The organism is Pseudomonas violetae, assembly GCF_023072615.1.
In the GTDB taxonomy this organism is placed as follows: Bacteria; Pseudomonadota; Gammaproteobacteria; order Pseudomonadales; family Pseudomonadaceae; genus Aquipseudomonas; species Aquipseudomonas violetae.
The window spans coordinates 148,629-162,064 of record NZ_JAKNRW010000006.1 but is presented as its reverse complement, the minus strand read 5'-3'; the positions used below and the strand labels follow the sequence as shown (position 1 = coordinate 162,064).

Here is a 13,436-nt window from a genome sequence, read left to right as displayed (position 1 = left end):
TTTTATGCACCCACACTTGATCAAATTACTCAGCCTGTCGGGCCTGACCCTGGGCATTCTCGCCGCCAGCAACGGAGTGCGCGCCGACGAGCTCAACGCGCCGGATTTCACTGCCGAACCCTGTTGCAACCTGTGCCCCGAAGCCCATGACGCGAAGAACTACACCACGCGTTATCAGCAGAACTTCACCACGCTGGTGCAGGCCCAGGGCGACTGGCTGTTCCGTACCCAGGAAGATTTGCGCACCGAGTTCGACACCACGCCATCCGGCTACAAGCGCATGCAACAACTACACGATGCGTTCAAGAGCAAAGGCGTCGAACTCGTAGTTGTGTACCAGCCTACCCGTGGCCTGGTGAACCGCAACAAGCTCAACCCGCAGGAAAAAGCCCAGTTCGATTTCGACAAGGCGCTGAAGAACTACAAGACCATGCTCGGCCGTTTCGCGCAGATGGGTTACGTAGTGCCAGACCTGTCGCCGCTGACCAACGAGTCGCTGCCCGACACCCTGCCCTCCCACGATTTTTACTTCCGCGGCGACCAACACTGGACCCCGTATGGCGCCCAACGCACAGCGAAGATCGTGGCCGAGAAGGTCAAGCAAATTCCGGGCTTCGCCGACATTCCCAAGCGTGAATTCGAGACCCACAAGTCGGGGCGCATGGGCAAGACCGGAACATTACACAATATGGCCGGTCAACTCTGCGGCACCAGTTACGCCGTCCAGTATATGGATCAATTCACCACGGAACCCAAAGGCGAAGCCGCCGATGGCGATCTGTTCAGCGACTCCGGCAACCCGGAGATCACCCTGGTCGGCACCAGTCACAGTGGCAAGAACTACAACTTCGCCGGCTTCCTCCAAGAGGCCATCGGCGCCGACATCCTCAACGTGGCGTTCCCCGGCGGCGGCCTGGAAGGTTCGATGCTGCAGTACTTGGGCAGCGAAGATTTCCAGAACAAGCCACCAAAGATCCTGATCTGGGAATTCTCGCCACTCTATCGCCTCGACCAGGAAACCATCTACCGCCAGATGATGGCGCTGCTGGACAACGGTTGTGAAGGCAAGGAAGCACAGATGACCGGCAGCACCACGCTCAAGCCGGGCAAGAACGAACTGATGGTCAACAGCAAGAACCTGAACCTGCAAAACAGCAATCACCAGGTCGACATCAGGTTCGCCGATCCATCGGTGAAAACTCTGCAAGCAACCCTCTGGTACATGAACGGTCGCCACGAGGACATCAAGATCGACAAACCGGAAACATCCGACACCGACGGGCGTTTTGCCTTCGAGTTGCGCACGGACGAAGACTGGGCCTCGCAGAATCTGCTGGCCGTCGAAGTCCAGGGCCCTGAAGCAGGTGCCGCGCCGCAGAAGGTCGAAGCGAAAATCTGCAAACGCAACGTGTTCCCTGGCGCTGGGCAGCGTACCGCTCAAGCCGGGCAATGAGGTTACCTCTTATGACATGCATGCAATCGCGAACGCTGAAGAAGTTGCTCGCACCTTCTCTGCTGACGCTGGCGATGTTCGCCGGCGCCACTCAGGCCGCCGCGCCACTGCGGCCGCCCCAGGGTTACTTCGCACCCATCGAGAAAGTGAAGATCGGCGACTTCAAGGATGGCTGTGACGCCATGCCGACGCCCTACACCGGCTCGCTGCAATTTCGCAGCAAGTATGAAGGCTCCGACAAGGCCCGTTCGACGCTGAACAAAGCATCGGAAAAAGCCTTTCGCGAGACCACCGCTGATATCACCAAGATCGAACGCGGCACCAGCAAGCGCGTGATGCAGTTCATGCGCGACGGTCGTCCGGAACAGCTCGAATGCACGCTCAACTGGTTGACCGCGTGGGCCAAGGCCGACGCGTTGATGTCCAAGGACTTCAACCACACCGGCAAGTCCATGCGCAAATGGGCGCTGGGCAGCATGGCGTCTTCGTATATCCGCCTGAAATTCTCCGACTCACATCCATTGGCGAACCATCAGCAGGAGTCGCAGTTGATCGAGGCCTGGTTCAGCAAGATGGCTGATCAGGTGGTGAGCGACTGGGACAATCTGCCGCTGGAAAAAACCAACAATCACTCTTACTGGTCCGCCTGGTCGGTGATGGCAACCTCCATCGCCACCAACCGCCGCGACCTGTTCGACTGGGCCGTGAAGGAATACAAAGTCGGCGCCAATCAGGTCGATGCCGATGGCTTCCTGCCTAACGAAATGAAACGCCAGCAACGCGCCCTCGCCTATCACAACTACGCCCTGCCGCCGCTGTCGATGATCGCCAGTTTTGCGCTGGTCAACGGTGTGGACGTGCGTCAGGAAAACAATGGCGCGCTCAAGCGCCTGGGCGAACGAGTGCTGGCCGGGGTTGAAGACCCGGAAGAATTCGAGAAGAAGAACGGCAAGGAACAGGACATGACCGACCTCAAGGTCGACTCGAAATTCGCCTGGCTGGAACCATTTTGCACGCTCTACACCTGCTCGCCGGATGTGCTTGAGAAGAAGCACGAGATGCAGCCATTCAAGACGTTCCGGCTGGGGGGTGACCTGACCAAGGTCTACGACCCGGCCAATGAAAAAGGCAAAAAAGGTTCCTAGGAACAATACAAAACCCTGTGGGAGCGGGCTTGCCCGCGATTGCAATCTGACATTCAACATTGATGTCGCCTGCCCCACCGCTATCGCGGGCAAGCCCGCTCCCACAGGGTCAGTGTCGAGTTTGAGTTTTGTGAGTTATCCCCCGTTTTTTCGGTGGGGGGTTTGGGGGGCCGCAGGCCCTTGAATGTTGGTTAAACATGGAGAGATCGGGATGGTATTTTCATCCAACGTGTTCCTGTTTCTGTTCTTGCCGATCTTTCTCGGCATGTACTACCTGAGCGGAATACGTTATCGCAACCTGCTGCTGCTGCTCGCCAGCTATGTGTTCTATGCTTGGTGGCGAGTGGACTTCCTTGCACTGTTCGCAGCCGTCACGCTGTGGAACTACTGGATCGGCCTCAAAGTCGGCGCCGCCGGCGTGCGGACCAAACCGGCCCAGCGCTGGCTGCTGCTCGGTGTGGCCGTCGACCTGTGCATTCTTGGCTACTTCAAGTACGCCAATTTCGGCGTCGACAGCATCAACGCGATGATGACCTCGGTCGGCCTGTCGCCCTTCATCCTGACCCACGTGCTGTTGCCGATCGGTATCTCGTTCTACGTCTTCGAGTCCATCAGCTACATCATCGACGTCTATCGCGGTGATACCCCGGCGACCCGCAACCTGATCGACTTTGCCGCTTTCGTGGCGATCTTCCCGCACCTGATTGCCGGCCCGGTCCTGCGCTTTCGCGATCTCGCCGATCAGTTCAACAACCGCACCCACACCCTCGACAAGTTCTCCGAAGGCTGTACGCGGTTCATGCAGGGTTTCATCAAGAAAGTCTTCATCGCCGACACCCTGGCGGTGGTCGCCGACCACTGTTTTGCCTTGCAGAACCCGACCACCGGCGATGCCTGGCTCGGCGCCCTGGCCTACACCGCGCAACTGTATTTCGACTTCTCCGGCTACAGCGACATGGCCATCGGCCTGGGCTTGATGATGGGCTTCCGCTTCATGGAAAACTTCAAGCAGCCGTACATCAGCCAGTCGATCACCGAGTTCTGGCGGCGCTGGCACATCAGCCTGTCCACCTGGCTGCGTGACTACCTGTACATCACCCTGGGCGGTAACCGCAAAGGCACGCTGATGACCTATCGCAACCTGTTCCTGACCATGCTGCTCGGTGGCCTGTGGCACGGTGCGAACATCACCTACATCGTCTGGGGTGCATGGCACGGCATGTGGCTGGCGATCGAGAAGGCCCTGGGCCTGAACACCTCGCCGCGCAGCATCAACCCGATCCGCTGGGCCCTGACATTCCTGCTGGTGGTCATGGGCTGGGTGATCTTCCGCTCGGAAAACCTGCACGTCGCCGGGCGCATGTACGGCGCGATGTTCAGCTTCGGCGAATGGTCGCTGTCGGAACTCAACCAGGCCAGCCTAACCGGCCTGCAAGTGGCAACGCTGGTCGTGGCCTACGCCACCCTGGCGTTCTTCGGCATTCGTGACTTCTACAGCAACCAGCCGCCGGTCAAGAACAAGCCTGACGTTAACGTCGAGGTCGATGGGCCCGCCGCTGCCACGCCAGGAATGATCAAGGCCGTACCGGGCGACAACCCGGGCAGCATCCACCAGCCTGGCTACACCGTCGGCGTCGAAGCCCAGGTGCAACCGGCCTACTGGAGCGCTGACTGGTCGCGCTACGTGATGCGCGCCCTGGTCCTGCTGCTGTTCATCGCCTCGATCTTCAAACTCTCGGCGCAAAGCTTTTCGCCGTTCCTTTACTTCCAGTTCTGAGGGATCTGACCATGACCCGCTCATTACGTCTGTTCTACATCGCCCTGTTCATGGTGATCCTGGTGGCCCTGGGGCTGTGGTCCACGCGCAGCTTCCTGGGCTTCAGCACCAACGCCGAAACCACGGTGCTCAACGGGCGCTGGGCCAAGGCGGTCGAGACGCACTACGACGACGAGTTTCCGATCAAGCGCCTGGGTACCAACCTCTGGGCTGCGCTGGACTTCAAACTGTTCAACGAAGGTCGTCCGGGCGTGGTGCTCGGTCGCGATCAATGGCTGTACAGCGATGAAGAGTTCAACCCGATCGTCAACGAAGAGTTGAACCTGCAAGGCAACTACGCGCTGGTCGAAGGCGTGCGTCAGACCTTGAAAGAGAAAGGCGTGAAGCTGGTGATGGCGATCGTGCCGGCCAAGGCGCGCCTATATCCGGAGCACCTGGGTGAAGTGAAGCCTTCGAGCATTCACGCCAATCTGTACCAGGACTTCCACGCCCGCGTGGCAGCCAACAAGATCCTCGCCCCGGACCTGCTCGGCCCGTTCAACAAGGCCAAGCTCAAAGGTGAGCAAGTGTTCCTGCGCACCGACACCCACTGGACTCCAGAAGGCGCGCAAGTCGCGGCTGAAACCCTGGCAAAGACCATTGCCACCCAGTTCCCGCTCAGCGGCGAACCACAACACTTCGTCACCAAGCCTGCGGAAAAAGTCACCCACAAGGGCGACCTGCGCCTGTTCCTGCCACTGGACCCGCTGTTCGAAAATCTGATGCCGGCACAAGAGCCATTACAAAAGCGCAACACGGTCGCCACTGCCGAGCAGCCTGTAGGTGGTGATGCACTGTTCGCCAACACCGAAGTGCCGGTGGCGCTGATTGGTACCAGCTACAGCGCCAACCCGAACTGGAACTTCGTCGGCGCACTGAAACAAGCGCTCAACAGCGACGTGGTCAATTACGCCGAAGACGGCCATGGCCCGATCCTGCCGATGCTCAGCTACCTCAAAAGTAATGCTTTCAAGAACAGCCCGCCACAGGTGCTGATCTGGGAGTTTCCTGAACGTTATCTGCCTGTGAACAACGAAATCGGTGACGCCGACCCACAGTGGGTCGCAGAGCTTAAACAAGCCGGCGCCCGCCAACAGAAAGTAGCCGCAAACACTAAATCCGAGACGCCCGACCGGGCGCAAAACTGAAAGAGAGAGGTACTACCATGACTTTCACTACAACTCCTCGTCGTCTCGCCAAGACCTTTGCACTGGCCGCGACCTTCAGCGTCCTGTCGATGAACGCATTCGCCGGTGGCGACTCTGCGCTCTACGGCCCGACCGCACCGAAAGGCTCCAGCTTCGTGCGTGTCTACAACGCTGGCAATGCTGAAGTCAGCGCCACCGTCGGCAGCACTAACCTGGCCGAAGTCGAGCCGCTGTCCAGCACTGACTTCAGCTTCATGCCGGGCGGCGACTACAGCGCCAAGGTCGGCAGCCAGTCGCTGCCGGTGAAACTGGCCGGTGACCACTATTACACCCTGGTCAACAACGCCAGCGGCGCGCCGCAACTGATCGAAGAACCGCCGTTCAAGAACAAGCAGAAATCCCTGGTACGCGTGCAGAACCTGAGCGACAAGGCCCTGACCCTGAAAACGGCCGACGGCAAGACTGAAGTTGTGCCGTCCGTGGCGGCCAAGGGCCGTGGCGAGCGTGAAATCAACCCGGTCAAAGTCAGTTTGGCCCTGTATGACGGCGCCACCAAAGTCGGCGACGTGAAACCGGTTGCCCTGGAACGCGGTGAAGCCGCCGTGCTGTACGTCACCGGTAAAGGCAGCAGCCTGTCGCCAGTCTGGGTAAAACGCCCGGTTTCGACGCGCTAACACATTTGCCCGGTTGACCCAGGCCCCCTCTGTAGGAGCGAGCTTGCTCGCGAAAAACGCAAGGGCAACGCGTTGATCCAGACAGCACGCGTTTTCGTTGACGCCCATCGCGAGCAAGCTCGCTCCTACAAGGGGCGAGGTGTCAGTCGGGACACGGAACAAAAACAAGAGTGAAACGACACAGCGTTCGTAGCTCTAACCAAACGATTTTCAAGGAGTAACAACATGATTCCGGTGATCTTGTCAGGTGGTAGCGGCTCACGTCTTTGGCCGCTTTCGCGCAAACAATTCCCCAAGCAGTTCCTCGCCCTGACCGGTGAGCACACGCTGTTCCAGCAAACCCTGGAACGCCTGGTGTTCGATGGCATGGACACCCCGATCGTGGTCTGCAACAAGGACCACCGCTTCATCGTCAGCGAGCAACTGAGTACCCGCAAGCTGGAAACCCAGCGCATTCTCATGGAACCGTTCGGCCGCAACACCGCACCAGCGGTCGCCTTGACCGCGATGATGCTGGTCAATGAAGGTCGCGATGAGTTGATGCTGGTGCTGCCGGCCGACCACGTGTTGGAAGACCAGAAAGCCCTGCAACGCGCCCTGGCTCTGGCGACGGTCGCTGCGGAAAACGGTGAAATGGTGCTGTTCGGCGTGCCGGCTACCAAGCCGGAAACCGGCTACGGCTACATCAAGTCGGCCAACGATTCACTACTGCCGGAAGGCGTCAGCCGCGTCTCGCACTTCGTCGAGAAACCGGACGTAAAACGCGCTACCGAGTTCGTCCAGTCTGGCGGTTATTTCTGGAACAGCGGTATGTTCCTGTTCCGCGCCAGCCGCTTTCTCGAAGAACTGAAAAAGCACGATCCGGATATCTACGACACCTGCCTGCTGACCCTTGAGCGCAGCGAACAGGACGCCGACACCATCACTTTCGATGAAGCCACCTTCGCCTGCTGCCCGGACAATTCCATCGACTACGCGGTGATGGAAAAAACCCAGCGCGCCTGCGTCGTGCCGCTGACCGCCGGCTGGAGCGATGTCGGCTGCTGGTCGTCGCTGTGGGAAGTCAACGAGAAAGACGCCAACGGCAACGTCACCAAAGGCGACGTGGTGATCCAGGACAGCAAGAACTGCATGATCCACGGCAACGGCAAATTGGTGTCGGTGATCGGCCTGGAAAACATCGTGGTGGTCGAAACCAAAGACGCCATGATGATCGCCCACAAGGACTCGGTCCAAGGCGTAAAACAGATGGTCAACACCCTCAACGAACAGGGCCGCAGCGAAACCCAGAATCACTGCGAAGTCTATCGTCCGTGGGGTTCCTACGACTCGGTCGACATGGGCGGGCGCTTCCAGGTCAAGCACATCTCGGTCAAACCCGGGGCGTGCCTGTCGCTGCAGATGCACCACCACCGCGCCGAACACTGGATCGTGGTCAGTGGCACGGCTGAAGTGACCTGCGACGAAAATGTGTTCCTGCTGTGCGAAAACCAGTCGACCTACATTCCGATCGCGTCGGTTCACCGCTTGCGCAACCCGGGCAAGATTCCACTCGAAATCATCGAAGTGCAATCGGGCAGCTACTTGGGCGAAGACGATATCGAGCGGTTTGAAGATATCTACGGTCGCTCCACCCCGATCGAGCGCGGCGTGTCGGTGAAAACCATCGCGCAGTAAGCGTTAAGCAAGACAGGAAGCCCCCGTCCAACCCCCTGCGATTCCCCATCCGCAGCAGGTTGGGCGGGGGCTTTTTTTTGCATTGGGGGTGCCTCCACCGGCCTCTTCGCGGGCAAGCCCCCACAGGGTTTTGGTCTGGTCCTGAACTTTGTGTCCTACACCGATCACTGTGGGAGCGGGCTTGCCCGCAAAGAGGCCATTTGATTCACCACACTAATCAAGCCCATCGCCACCTCCCCTGCGCTTAGGTAGGATGACCTTCTTTCCCCAGAGGTTTCGCGTCATGTTTATCGGCGTCCTGCTGGTCATTACCTGGCTGGTCCTGCTCCTTCGCTACCCCGCCAAAGCCTTGCCGGTATCCTTGGCGGCCGCCGCAGGGCTGGGCATCGTGGCCACCTGGGTCATCTGGATGGATCACCGCGAACTCAAGCAACTGGAACGCCTGGAGTTGCGCATCAGCTATGCGCCACAGAGCTGCCCCGCGGACCGACCCTTGCACCTGACCATGAACAACGGCAACGACGTGCCGCTGACCGAGTTGCGCTGGCGCGTCGCCGCTTATGCGCCGGGCGATACGGTCAACCTCGCGGACAATCAATACACAGCGCCGCGCTACCGCGGCCCCGGTGAATTGCAGTCCGGTGGCAATTGGGAAAACTGTTTGCCGTTGCCGCCGTTGCGGCCCGGTTATCGACCGGAAACTCTGGAGTTTCGCGCCGAGCATTTGCAGGGTAGTTTCTCCGACTGATTGCCCCACTTTCTCCTGCACAGGGACTGCGCCATGCCGATTGCGTTGATTACCGGTTGTTCCAGCGGCATTGGCCGCGCCCTGGCCGACGTCTTTAAGGCGGCCGATTACGAAGTCTGGGCCAGCGCACGCAAACCCGAGGACGTAGCCGCACTGACCGCTGCCGGGTTTACCGCCGTGCAGCTGGACGTCAATGACGGTGCGGCGCTTGAGGCGTTGAGTGCGCGGATCAACCAGGAACGCGGCGGCCTCGACGTACTGATCAACAATGCCGGGTATGGCGCCATGGGGCCGCTGCTCGATGGCGGTGTGCCGGCGATGCAGCGCCAGTTCGAAACCAACGTTTTCGCGATTGTCGGCGTCACCCGGGCGATGTTTCCGGTGCTGCGTCGCACCAAAGGCCTGGTGGTGAATATCGGCAGTGTGTCGGGGGTGCTGGTGACACCATTCGCCGGCGCCTACTGCGCTTCGAAGGCCGCCGTGCATGCCTTGAGCGATGCCCTGCGCATGGAGCTGGCACCGTTCGGCATCCAGGTCATGGAGGTTCAGCCGGGCGCCATCGAATCCAGCTTCGCGAAGAATGCCGGCCAGAAAGCAGAGCAGTTGATCACCGAGCAATCGCCGTGGTGGCCATTGCGTGAAGGCATACGGGCGCGGGCCAAAGCATCCCAGGACAAACCGACGCCAGCCAGCGAATTTGCCGCTGGTTTGTTGAAAGCTGCGCAGCAGGGTCAACCGCCAAGGTTGATTCGGTTGGGCAATGGCAGCCGGGCACTGCCGTTGTTGGCGGCTTTGTTGCCCAAGGGGTTACTGGAGATGGGGCTGATGAAGCGGTTCGGGTTGAAGGGGCAGCTCTGAGGCCGGGTTGACCCTATCGCGAGCAGGCTCACTCCCACAGAGGATTTTCGTTAGACGCATAATTTGTGTGTCATGGAGATCCGATGTGGGAGTGAGCCTGCTCGCGATGGGGTCCTCACATTCACCGCCAATCCTTCATGAAATCGATGAACGCCCGCACCTTCAGCGGCAAATGCCGCGTGTCCGGATACAGCGCATACACCCCCTGCTGGCTGAAGGAATGATCCGCCAACAAGCGCACCAATCGCCCCGCCTGCAGATCCTCTGCAACCAGCCATTGCGGCAAAATAGCCACCCCCTGTCCGCTTAACGCAAACGCCCGCAGGGTGATCGAACCGTCTGCGACGATCGTCGTCTTCCCGGGTGCTGGCTGATACAAATGCTCGACTCCGTCGGGGCTGGTCACCGCCAGTTCCGCCACCCGCCCATGCCCCAACGTCGGCCACTGCTCCAGCGCCACCAGGGTCGATACCGGCTCAAGGCAATCGACCAGGGCCGGCGAAGCCACCGCGAAAACCTCGAAGGTCGACAACTGCACCGCACGCAGATTGGAGTCGTGCATGCGCCCCAGCCTAATCGCCAGGTCAAAGCGCTCGGAAATCAGATCGGCGTGGGTAGAAGACGTCGACAGGTGCACGTTCAGCTGTGGATGCTGCTCGCGAAAGACCTTCAGCGCCGGCACCACTTGCGCCAGCGCGAACTCCACCGTGGTGGTAATACGCAAGGTACCGCGCAGTTGCGTGTGCTCGGAGCGCGCATCCTCGACCGCCATTCGCGCCTCATCCAGGGTACGCACGCAGCGTTGGTAAAAACGCTCGCCAGCGTCGGTCAGGGCTAGTGTGCGCGTGCTGCGGGTCAGCAACGTGACCCCAAGCTCGGCTTCCAGCCGCTTGAGATTGAAGCTGACCACCGCACGGGTCTGCCCCAGCAGATTCGCGGCGGCGGTCAATGATCCGGCGTCGACCACCGCCTTGAAGGTATCGAAACGATCCAGGCTAACCATGTTCGCAGGCACTCTTTGTCAAAATAATTTTGACAAACTAGCAGTCAGAACCGCGTTCCCCTAGGGCTTTAGCCGCCTTACCCTTCACGCCTCACTACAGGGAAGTCGCTATGGTTTATCGCTCGAAAGTTGCACTGGTGTATCTGTTGGGCTTTGCACTCGACCTGCTGAACATGTTCATTGCCAGCATCGCCTACCCCGACATTGCCAAGGAACTGCACGCGTCGGTCAGCGAACTGGCATGGATCAGCAACGCCTACATGCTGGGCCTGACGCTAATCATCCCGTTGAGTGTGTGGCTCGCCGCAAGGGTTGGTGAGCGACGGCTGATTCTCGGTTCGCTGGCGCTGTTCGGCCTCGCCTCGTCGCTGGTGGCCGGGGCGGGCTCGATAGAAGCACTGATCGGCTGGCGCCTGCTGCAAGGCCTGGGCGGTGGGTTGCTGATTCCCGTCGGCCAGGCCATGGCCTTTCGGCATTGCCCATTGCACCTGCGCAGTCGCCTGACCGCCTGGGTGCTGTCCGTAGCCCTGCTGGTGCCGGCACTGTCGCCGGCAGCGGGTGGGTGGATTGTCCAGGCGTTGTCCTGGCGCTGGGTGTTTATCCTCAACCTGCCGCTAACGCTGTTGACTCTGCTGCTGGCTGCGCTGTGGTTGCGGGCAGATGACGTACGCGACAGCGGACAAAAAATCGGCCGCCTGCTCGATTTGCAGCTGCTCAAAAGTCCGTCGCTGCGGCTGGCCATGGGTGTGTATGTGTTCGTGCCCGGGGTGTTCATCGGCACCAGCCTGATCGCGGTGCTGTACCTGCACCAACTGGGTTTCGCCACCACACGTATCGGTGCTTTGATGTTGCCCTGGGCCTTGGGTTCGGCGGTGGCGATAGTCCTTGGCAAACGTGGGTTCAATCGCTGGGGCCCAAAGCCGTTGCTGATCGCCGGGATGCTCCTGCAAAGCCTGGGCATCGCGGCGTTGGTGCTGATTGATCAATCGCAAGTCTGGCTGCCGATCGGCGCCTATGCCCTGATGGGGCTGGGCGGCAGTTTTTGCAGCAGCAGCGCACAGACCCTGGCATTTCTCGAAGTGCACCCAGGGTGTATGAACCACGCCAGCGCGTTGTGGAACATCAATCGTCAGCTGAGTTTCTGCCTGGGCACGGCGGTATTGAGTGCGCTGCTGGGTGCCCTGGGTGCGGATTCGCTGCGGGCTTTCCAGCAATGTTTTCTGCTTGCCGCCGTCCTGACCTTGCTGCCCCTGATTGCCGTGCTGAGATTTGATGCAGCGCGGGTGCAAGCGCTTGTTCGTCCATCCCCCCTCAAGGAAACAACTGCATGAATGATTACCGCGAGTATTTTGACGAAGTCATTGAAGCTCATTGCCAGATTGAAAAATGGTTTGCCGGCCCTCAGCCCCCTGCCGTAGTGGAAAACCTGCTGACGCGTTTTTCGCCGCAGTTTTCGATGATCACGCCGGCTGGCAGGCTTCTGGATTTTGAGCAGTTGGGCGAATTGTTCCGCAAGGCTGGCGGGGCCCGAATCGGGCTGCGCATTGAGCTTGGCGAGATGCACGGGGTTGACCTGCATGAGCGCGGCGCAACCCTGAGCTATCGCGAACTGCAGACCGATGCGGCAGGGCTGCAGACGGATCGGCGTTCGACTGTGGTGCTTGAAAAGCAGCTATCAGGCCGGGTGGTTTGGCGGCATTTGCATGAGACCTTTTGCTGATCACAACGACGATCGACTGTAGGAGCGAGCTTGCTCGCGATGGGCGTCAACGATAACGCGTACATGCTGAATGCACGCGTCGCCCTCTGGTCCATCGCGAGCAAGCACGCTTCTACAATGGGTTGACGATCACCGTACAAGTAATCCCCGCAGCCAACAGCACCCCCTCCGGCACCTCGTCAATGTGAATCCGTACCGGCACCCGCTGGGCCAGGCGCACCCAGTTGAAGGTCGGATTCACATCGGCGATCAGCTCACGGCTCTGCGGGTTGTCCCGATCGTAGATGCCGCGGGAAATACTCTCGACATGCCCCTTGAGCACTTCGCCGCTCATCAATTGCATATCCGCCTTGTCGCCCACCCGCACGTGGGGCAGCTTGGTTTCTTCGAAGAAGCCGTAGACCCAGAACGAGTTCATATCCACCACGGCCATTTTCGCTTCGCCGATACGCGCATAGTCGCCGCGGTGCACGTTGAGGTTAGTGACATAACCGTCGACCGCCGCACGTACTTCGGTGCGCTTGAGATTCAATTGCGCGGCTTCCAGTTGAGCCTGGGCGTGCTGGTAATCGGCCAGGGCCGAGTCGGCGATGTTGCTGGCGTCGTCGCGGTTCTCCTTGGAGATTACCAGTGCGTCCATGTCTGCGCGGCGGCGGGCGTTGACCTTGCGCATTTCCCAGGTCGACTTGCGTGACGCCACCAGCGCTTGCGCCTGTTTGACCGCGATGCGGTAGTGCTCGGGATCGATTTGCATCAACAGATCGCCTTTGCGCACCAACTGGTTGTCGCGCACCGGCACGTCCACCACTTCCCCGGTGACGTCGGCGGCGACGTTGATGATGTCCGCGCGCACCCGGCCATCGCGCGTCCAGGGCGTGTCCATGTAATGCACCCACAGGGTCCGGCCGATCCATATTGCAAGCGCCAGCACCAGCAACGTGGCGAGCAGGCTGAAAAGCTTTTTCATCAGGGCATTCTCTGAGGGAGAGAGTCAGTGGTAGACAGTCAGCGCCAGGGCGCCAAATAGACAGGTAAACAGGCTCAGGCGCAGCAACGCCGGATGCCAGAAAAAACGGTACAGGTCGAGCCCGGACAGGAATCGGTCCAAGGCCCAGGCCAACGCGATGGCCAGGAAAAACATCAGCGTCATGGTCGGCATGTACACGCCATGGAAGGCAATTTCACGAGGCATGA

The 13,436-nt window shown here is 59.9% G+C and carries 13 protein-coding genes; 10 read left to right on the top strand and 3 right to left on the bottom strand.

Annotated elements, in window-relative coordinates; translation table 11 throughout:
* Positions 1–4: 4 nt before the first annotated feature.
* The 8 genes from L9059_RS11000 to L9059_RS10965 all read left to right on the top strand — a co-directional run bounded on the left by L9059_RS11000 (position 5) and on the right by L9059_RS10965 (position 9,519).
* A complete protein-coding gene (locus L9059_RS11000) occupies positions 5–1,453 on the top strand; it encodes an alginate O-acetyltransferase (RefSeq protein WP_247290784.1) in 1,449 nt (482 codons plus the stop codon).
* Positions 1,454–1,464: 11 nt separating this feature from the next.
* Positions 1,465–2,598 carry a mannuronate-specific alginate lyase gene (locus tag L9059_RS10995; protein ID WP_428480258.1) on the top strand — a complete coding sequence of 378 codons (1,134 nt, stop codon included), beginning with the start codon at positions 1,465–1,467 and terminating at the stop codon, positions 2,596–2,598.
* Between the two features lie 211 nt (positions 2,599–2,809).
* Positions 2,810–4,375, top strand: coding sequence for an MBOAT family O-acyltransferase (locus L9059_RS10990; protein WP_247290783.1), 1,566 nt, complete (start codon positions 2,810–2,812; stop codon positions 4,373–4,375).
* Positions 4,376–4,386: 11 nt separating this feature from the next.
* Positions 4,387–5,562 carry an alginate O-acetyltransferase gene (locus L9059_RS10985; protein ID WP_247290781.1) on the top strand — a complete coding sequence of 392 codons (1,176 nt, stop codon included), beginning with the start codon at positions 4,387–4,389 and terminating at the stop codon, positions 5,560–5,562.
* 17 nt (positions 5,563–5,579) lie between these two features.
* Complete coding sequence (locus tag L9059_RS10980; RefSeq protein ID WP_247290779.1) at positions 5,580–6,236, top strand: alginate O-acetyltransferase AlgF; 657 nt, start codon at positions 5,580–5,582, stop codon at positions 6,234–6,236.
* A 225-nt stretch (positions 6,237–6,461) separates the two neighbouring features.
* Entirely contained in the window at positions 6,462–7,913 is a 1,452-nt protein-coding gene (locus L9059_RS10975; protein WP_247290778.1) for a mannose-1-phosphate guanylyltransferase/mannose-6-phosphate isomerase, read from the top strand.
* A 283-nt stretch (positions 7,914–8,196) separates the two neighbouring features.
* A complete protein-coding gene (locus L9059_RS10970) occupies positions 8,197–8,661 on the top strand; it encodes a multidrug transporter (RefSeq protein WP_247290775.1) in 465 nt (154 codons plus the stop codon).
* A gap of 33 nt (positions 8,662–8,694) precedes the next feature.
* Positions 8,695–9,519 carry an SDR family oxidoreductase gene (locus L9059_RS10965; protein ID WP_247290773.1) on the top strand — a complete coding sequence of 275 codons (825 nt, stop codon included), beginning with the start codon at positions 8,695–8,697 and terminating at the stop codon, positions 9,517–9,519.
* 121 nt (positions 9,520–9,640) lie between these two features.
* Here L9059_RS10965 and L9059_RS10960 read toward each other — a convergent pair whose 3' ends face one another.
* Positions 9,641–10,522 carry a LysR family transcriptional regulator gene (locus L9059_RS10960; protein WP_247290772.1) on the bottom strand — a complete coding sequence of 294 codons (882 nt, stop codon included), beginning with the start codon at positions 10,520–10,522 and terminating at the stop codon, positions 9,641–9,643.
* Positions 10,523–10,632: 110 nt separating this feature from the next.
* Between L9059_RS10960 and L9059_RS10955 the strand changes: the two genes are divergently transcribed.
* Both L9059_RS10955 and L9059_RS10950 read left to right on the top strand, forming a co-directional pair.
* Entirely contained in the window at positions 10,633–11,853 is a 1,221-nt protein-coding gene (locus L9059_RS10955) for an MFS transporter (RefSeq protein ID WP_247290770.1), read from the top strand.
* The gene (locus L9059_RS10950; protein WP_247290769.1) at positions 11,850–12,242 is read left to right on the top strand and encodes a DUF4440 domain-containing protein; all 393 of its coding nucleotides are present in this window, start codon (positions 11,850–11,852) and stop codon (positions 12,240–12,242) included. Before L9059_RS10955 ends, L9059_RS10950 begins: the two co-directional genes overlap by 4 nt.
* A 112-nt stretch (positions 12,243–12,354) precedes the next feature.
* Here the strand turns inward: L9059_RS10950 and L9059_RS10945 are convergent, their stop codons facing one another.
* Both L9059_RS10945 and L9059_RS10940 read right to left on the bottom strand, forming a co-directional pair.
* On the bottom strand, positions 12,355–13,209 hold the full coding sequence (locus L9059_RS10945) for an efflux RND transporter periplasmic adaptor subunit (protein ID WP_247290768.1): 855 nt from the start codon (positions 13,207–13,209) through the stop codon (positions 12,355–12,357).
* Positions 13,210–13,233: 24 nt separating this feature from the next.
* Entirely contained in the window at positions 13,234–13,434 is a 201-nt protein-coding gene (locus L9059_RS10940) for a DUF1656 domain-containing protein (protein WP_247290767.1), read from the bottom strand.
* Positions 13,435–13,436 lie beyond the last annotated feature (2 nt).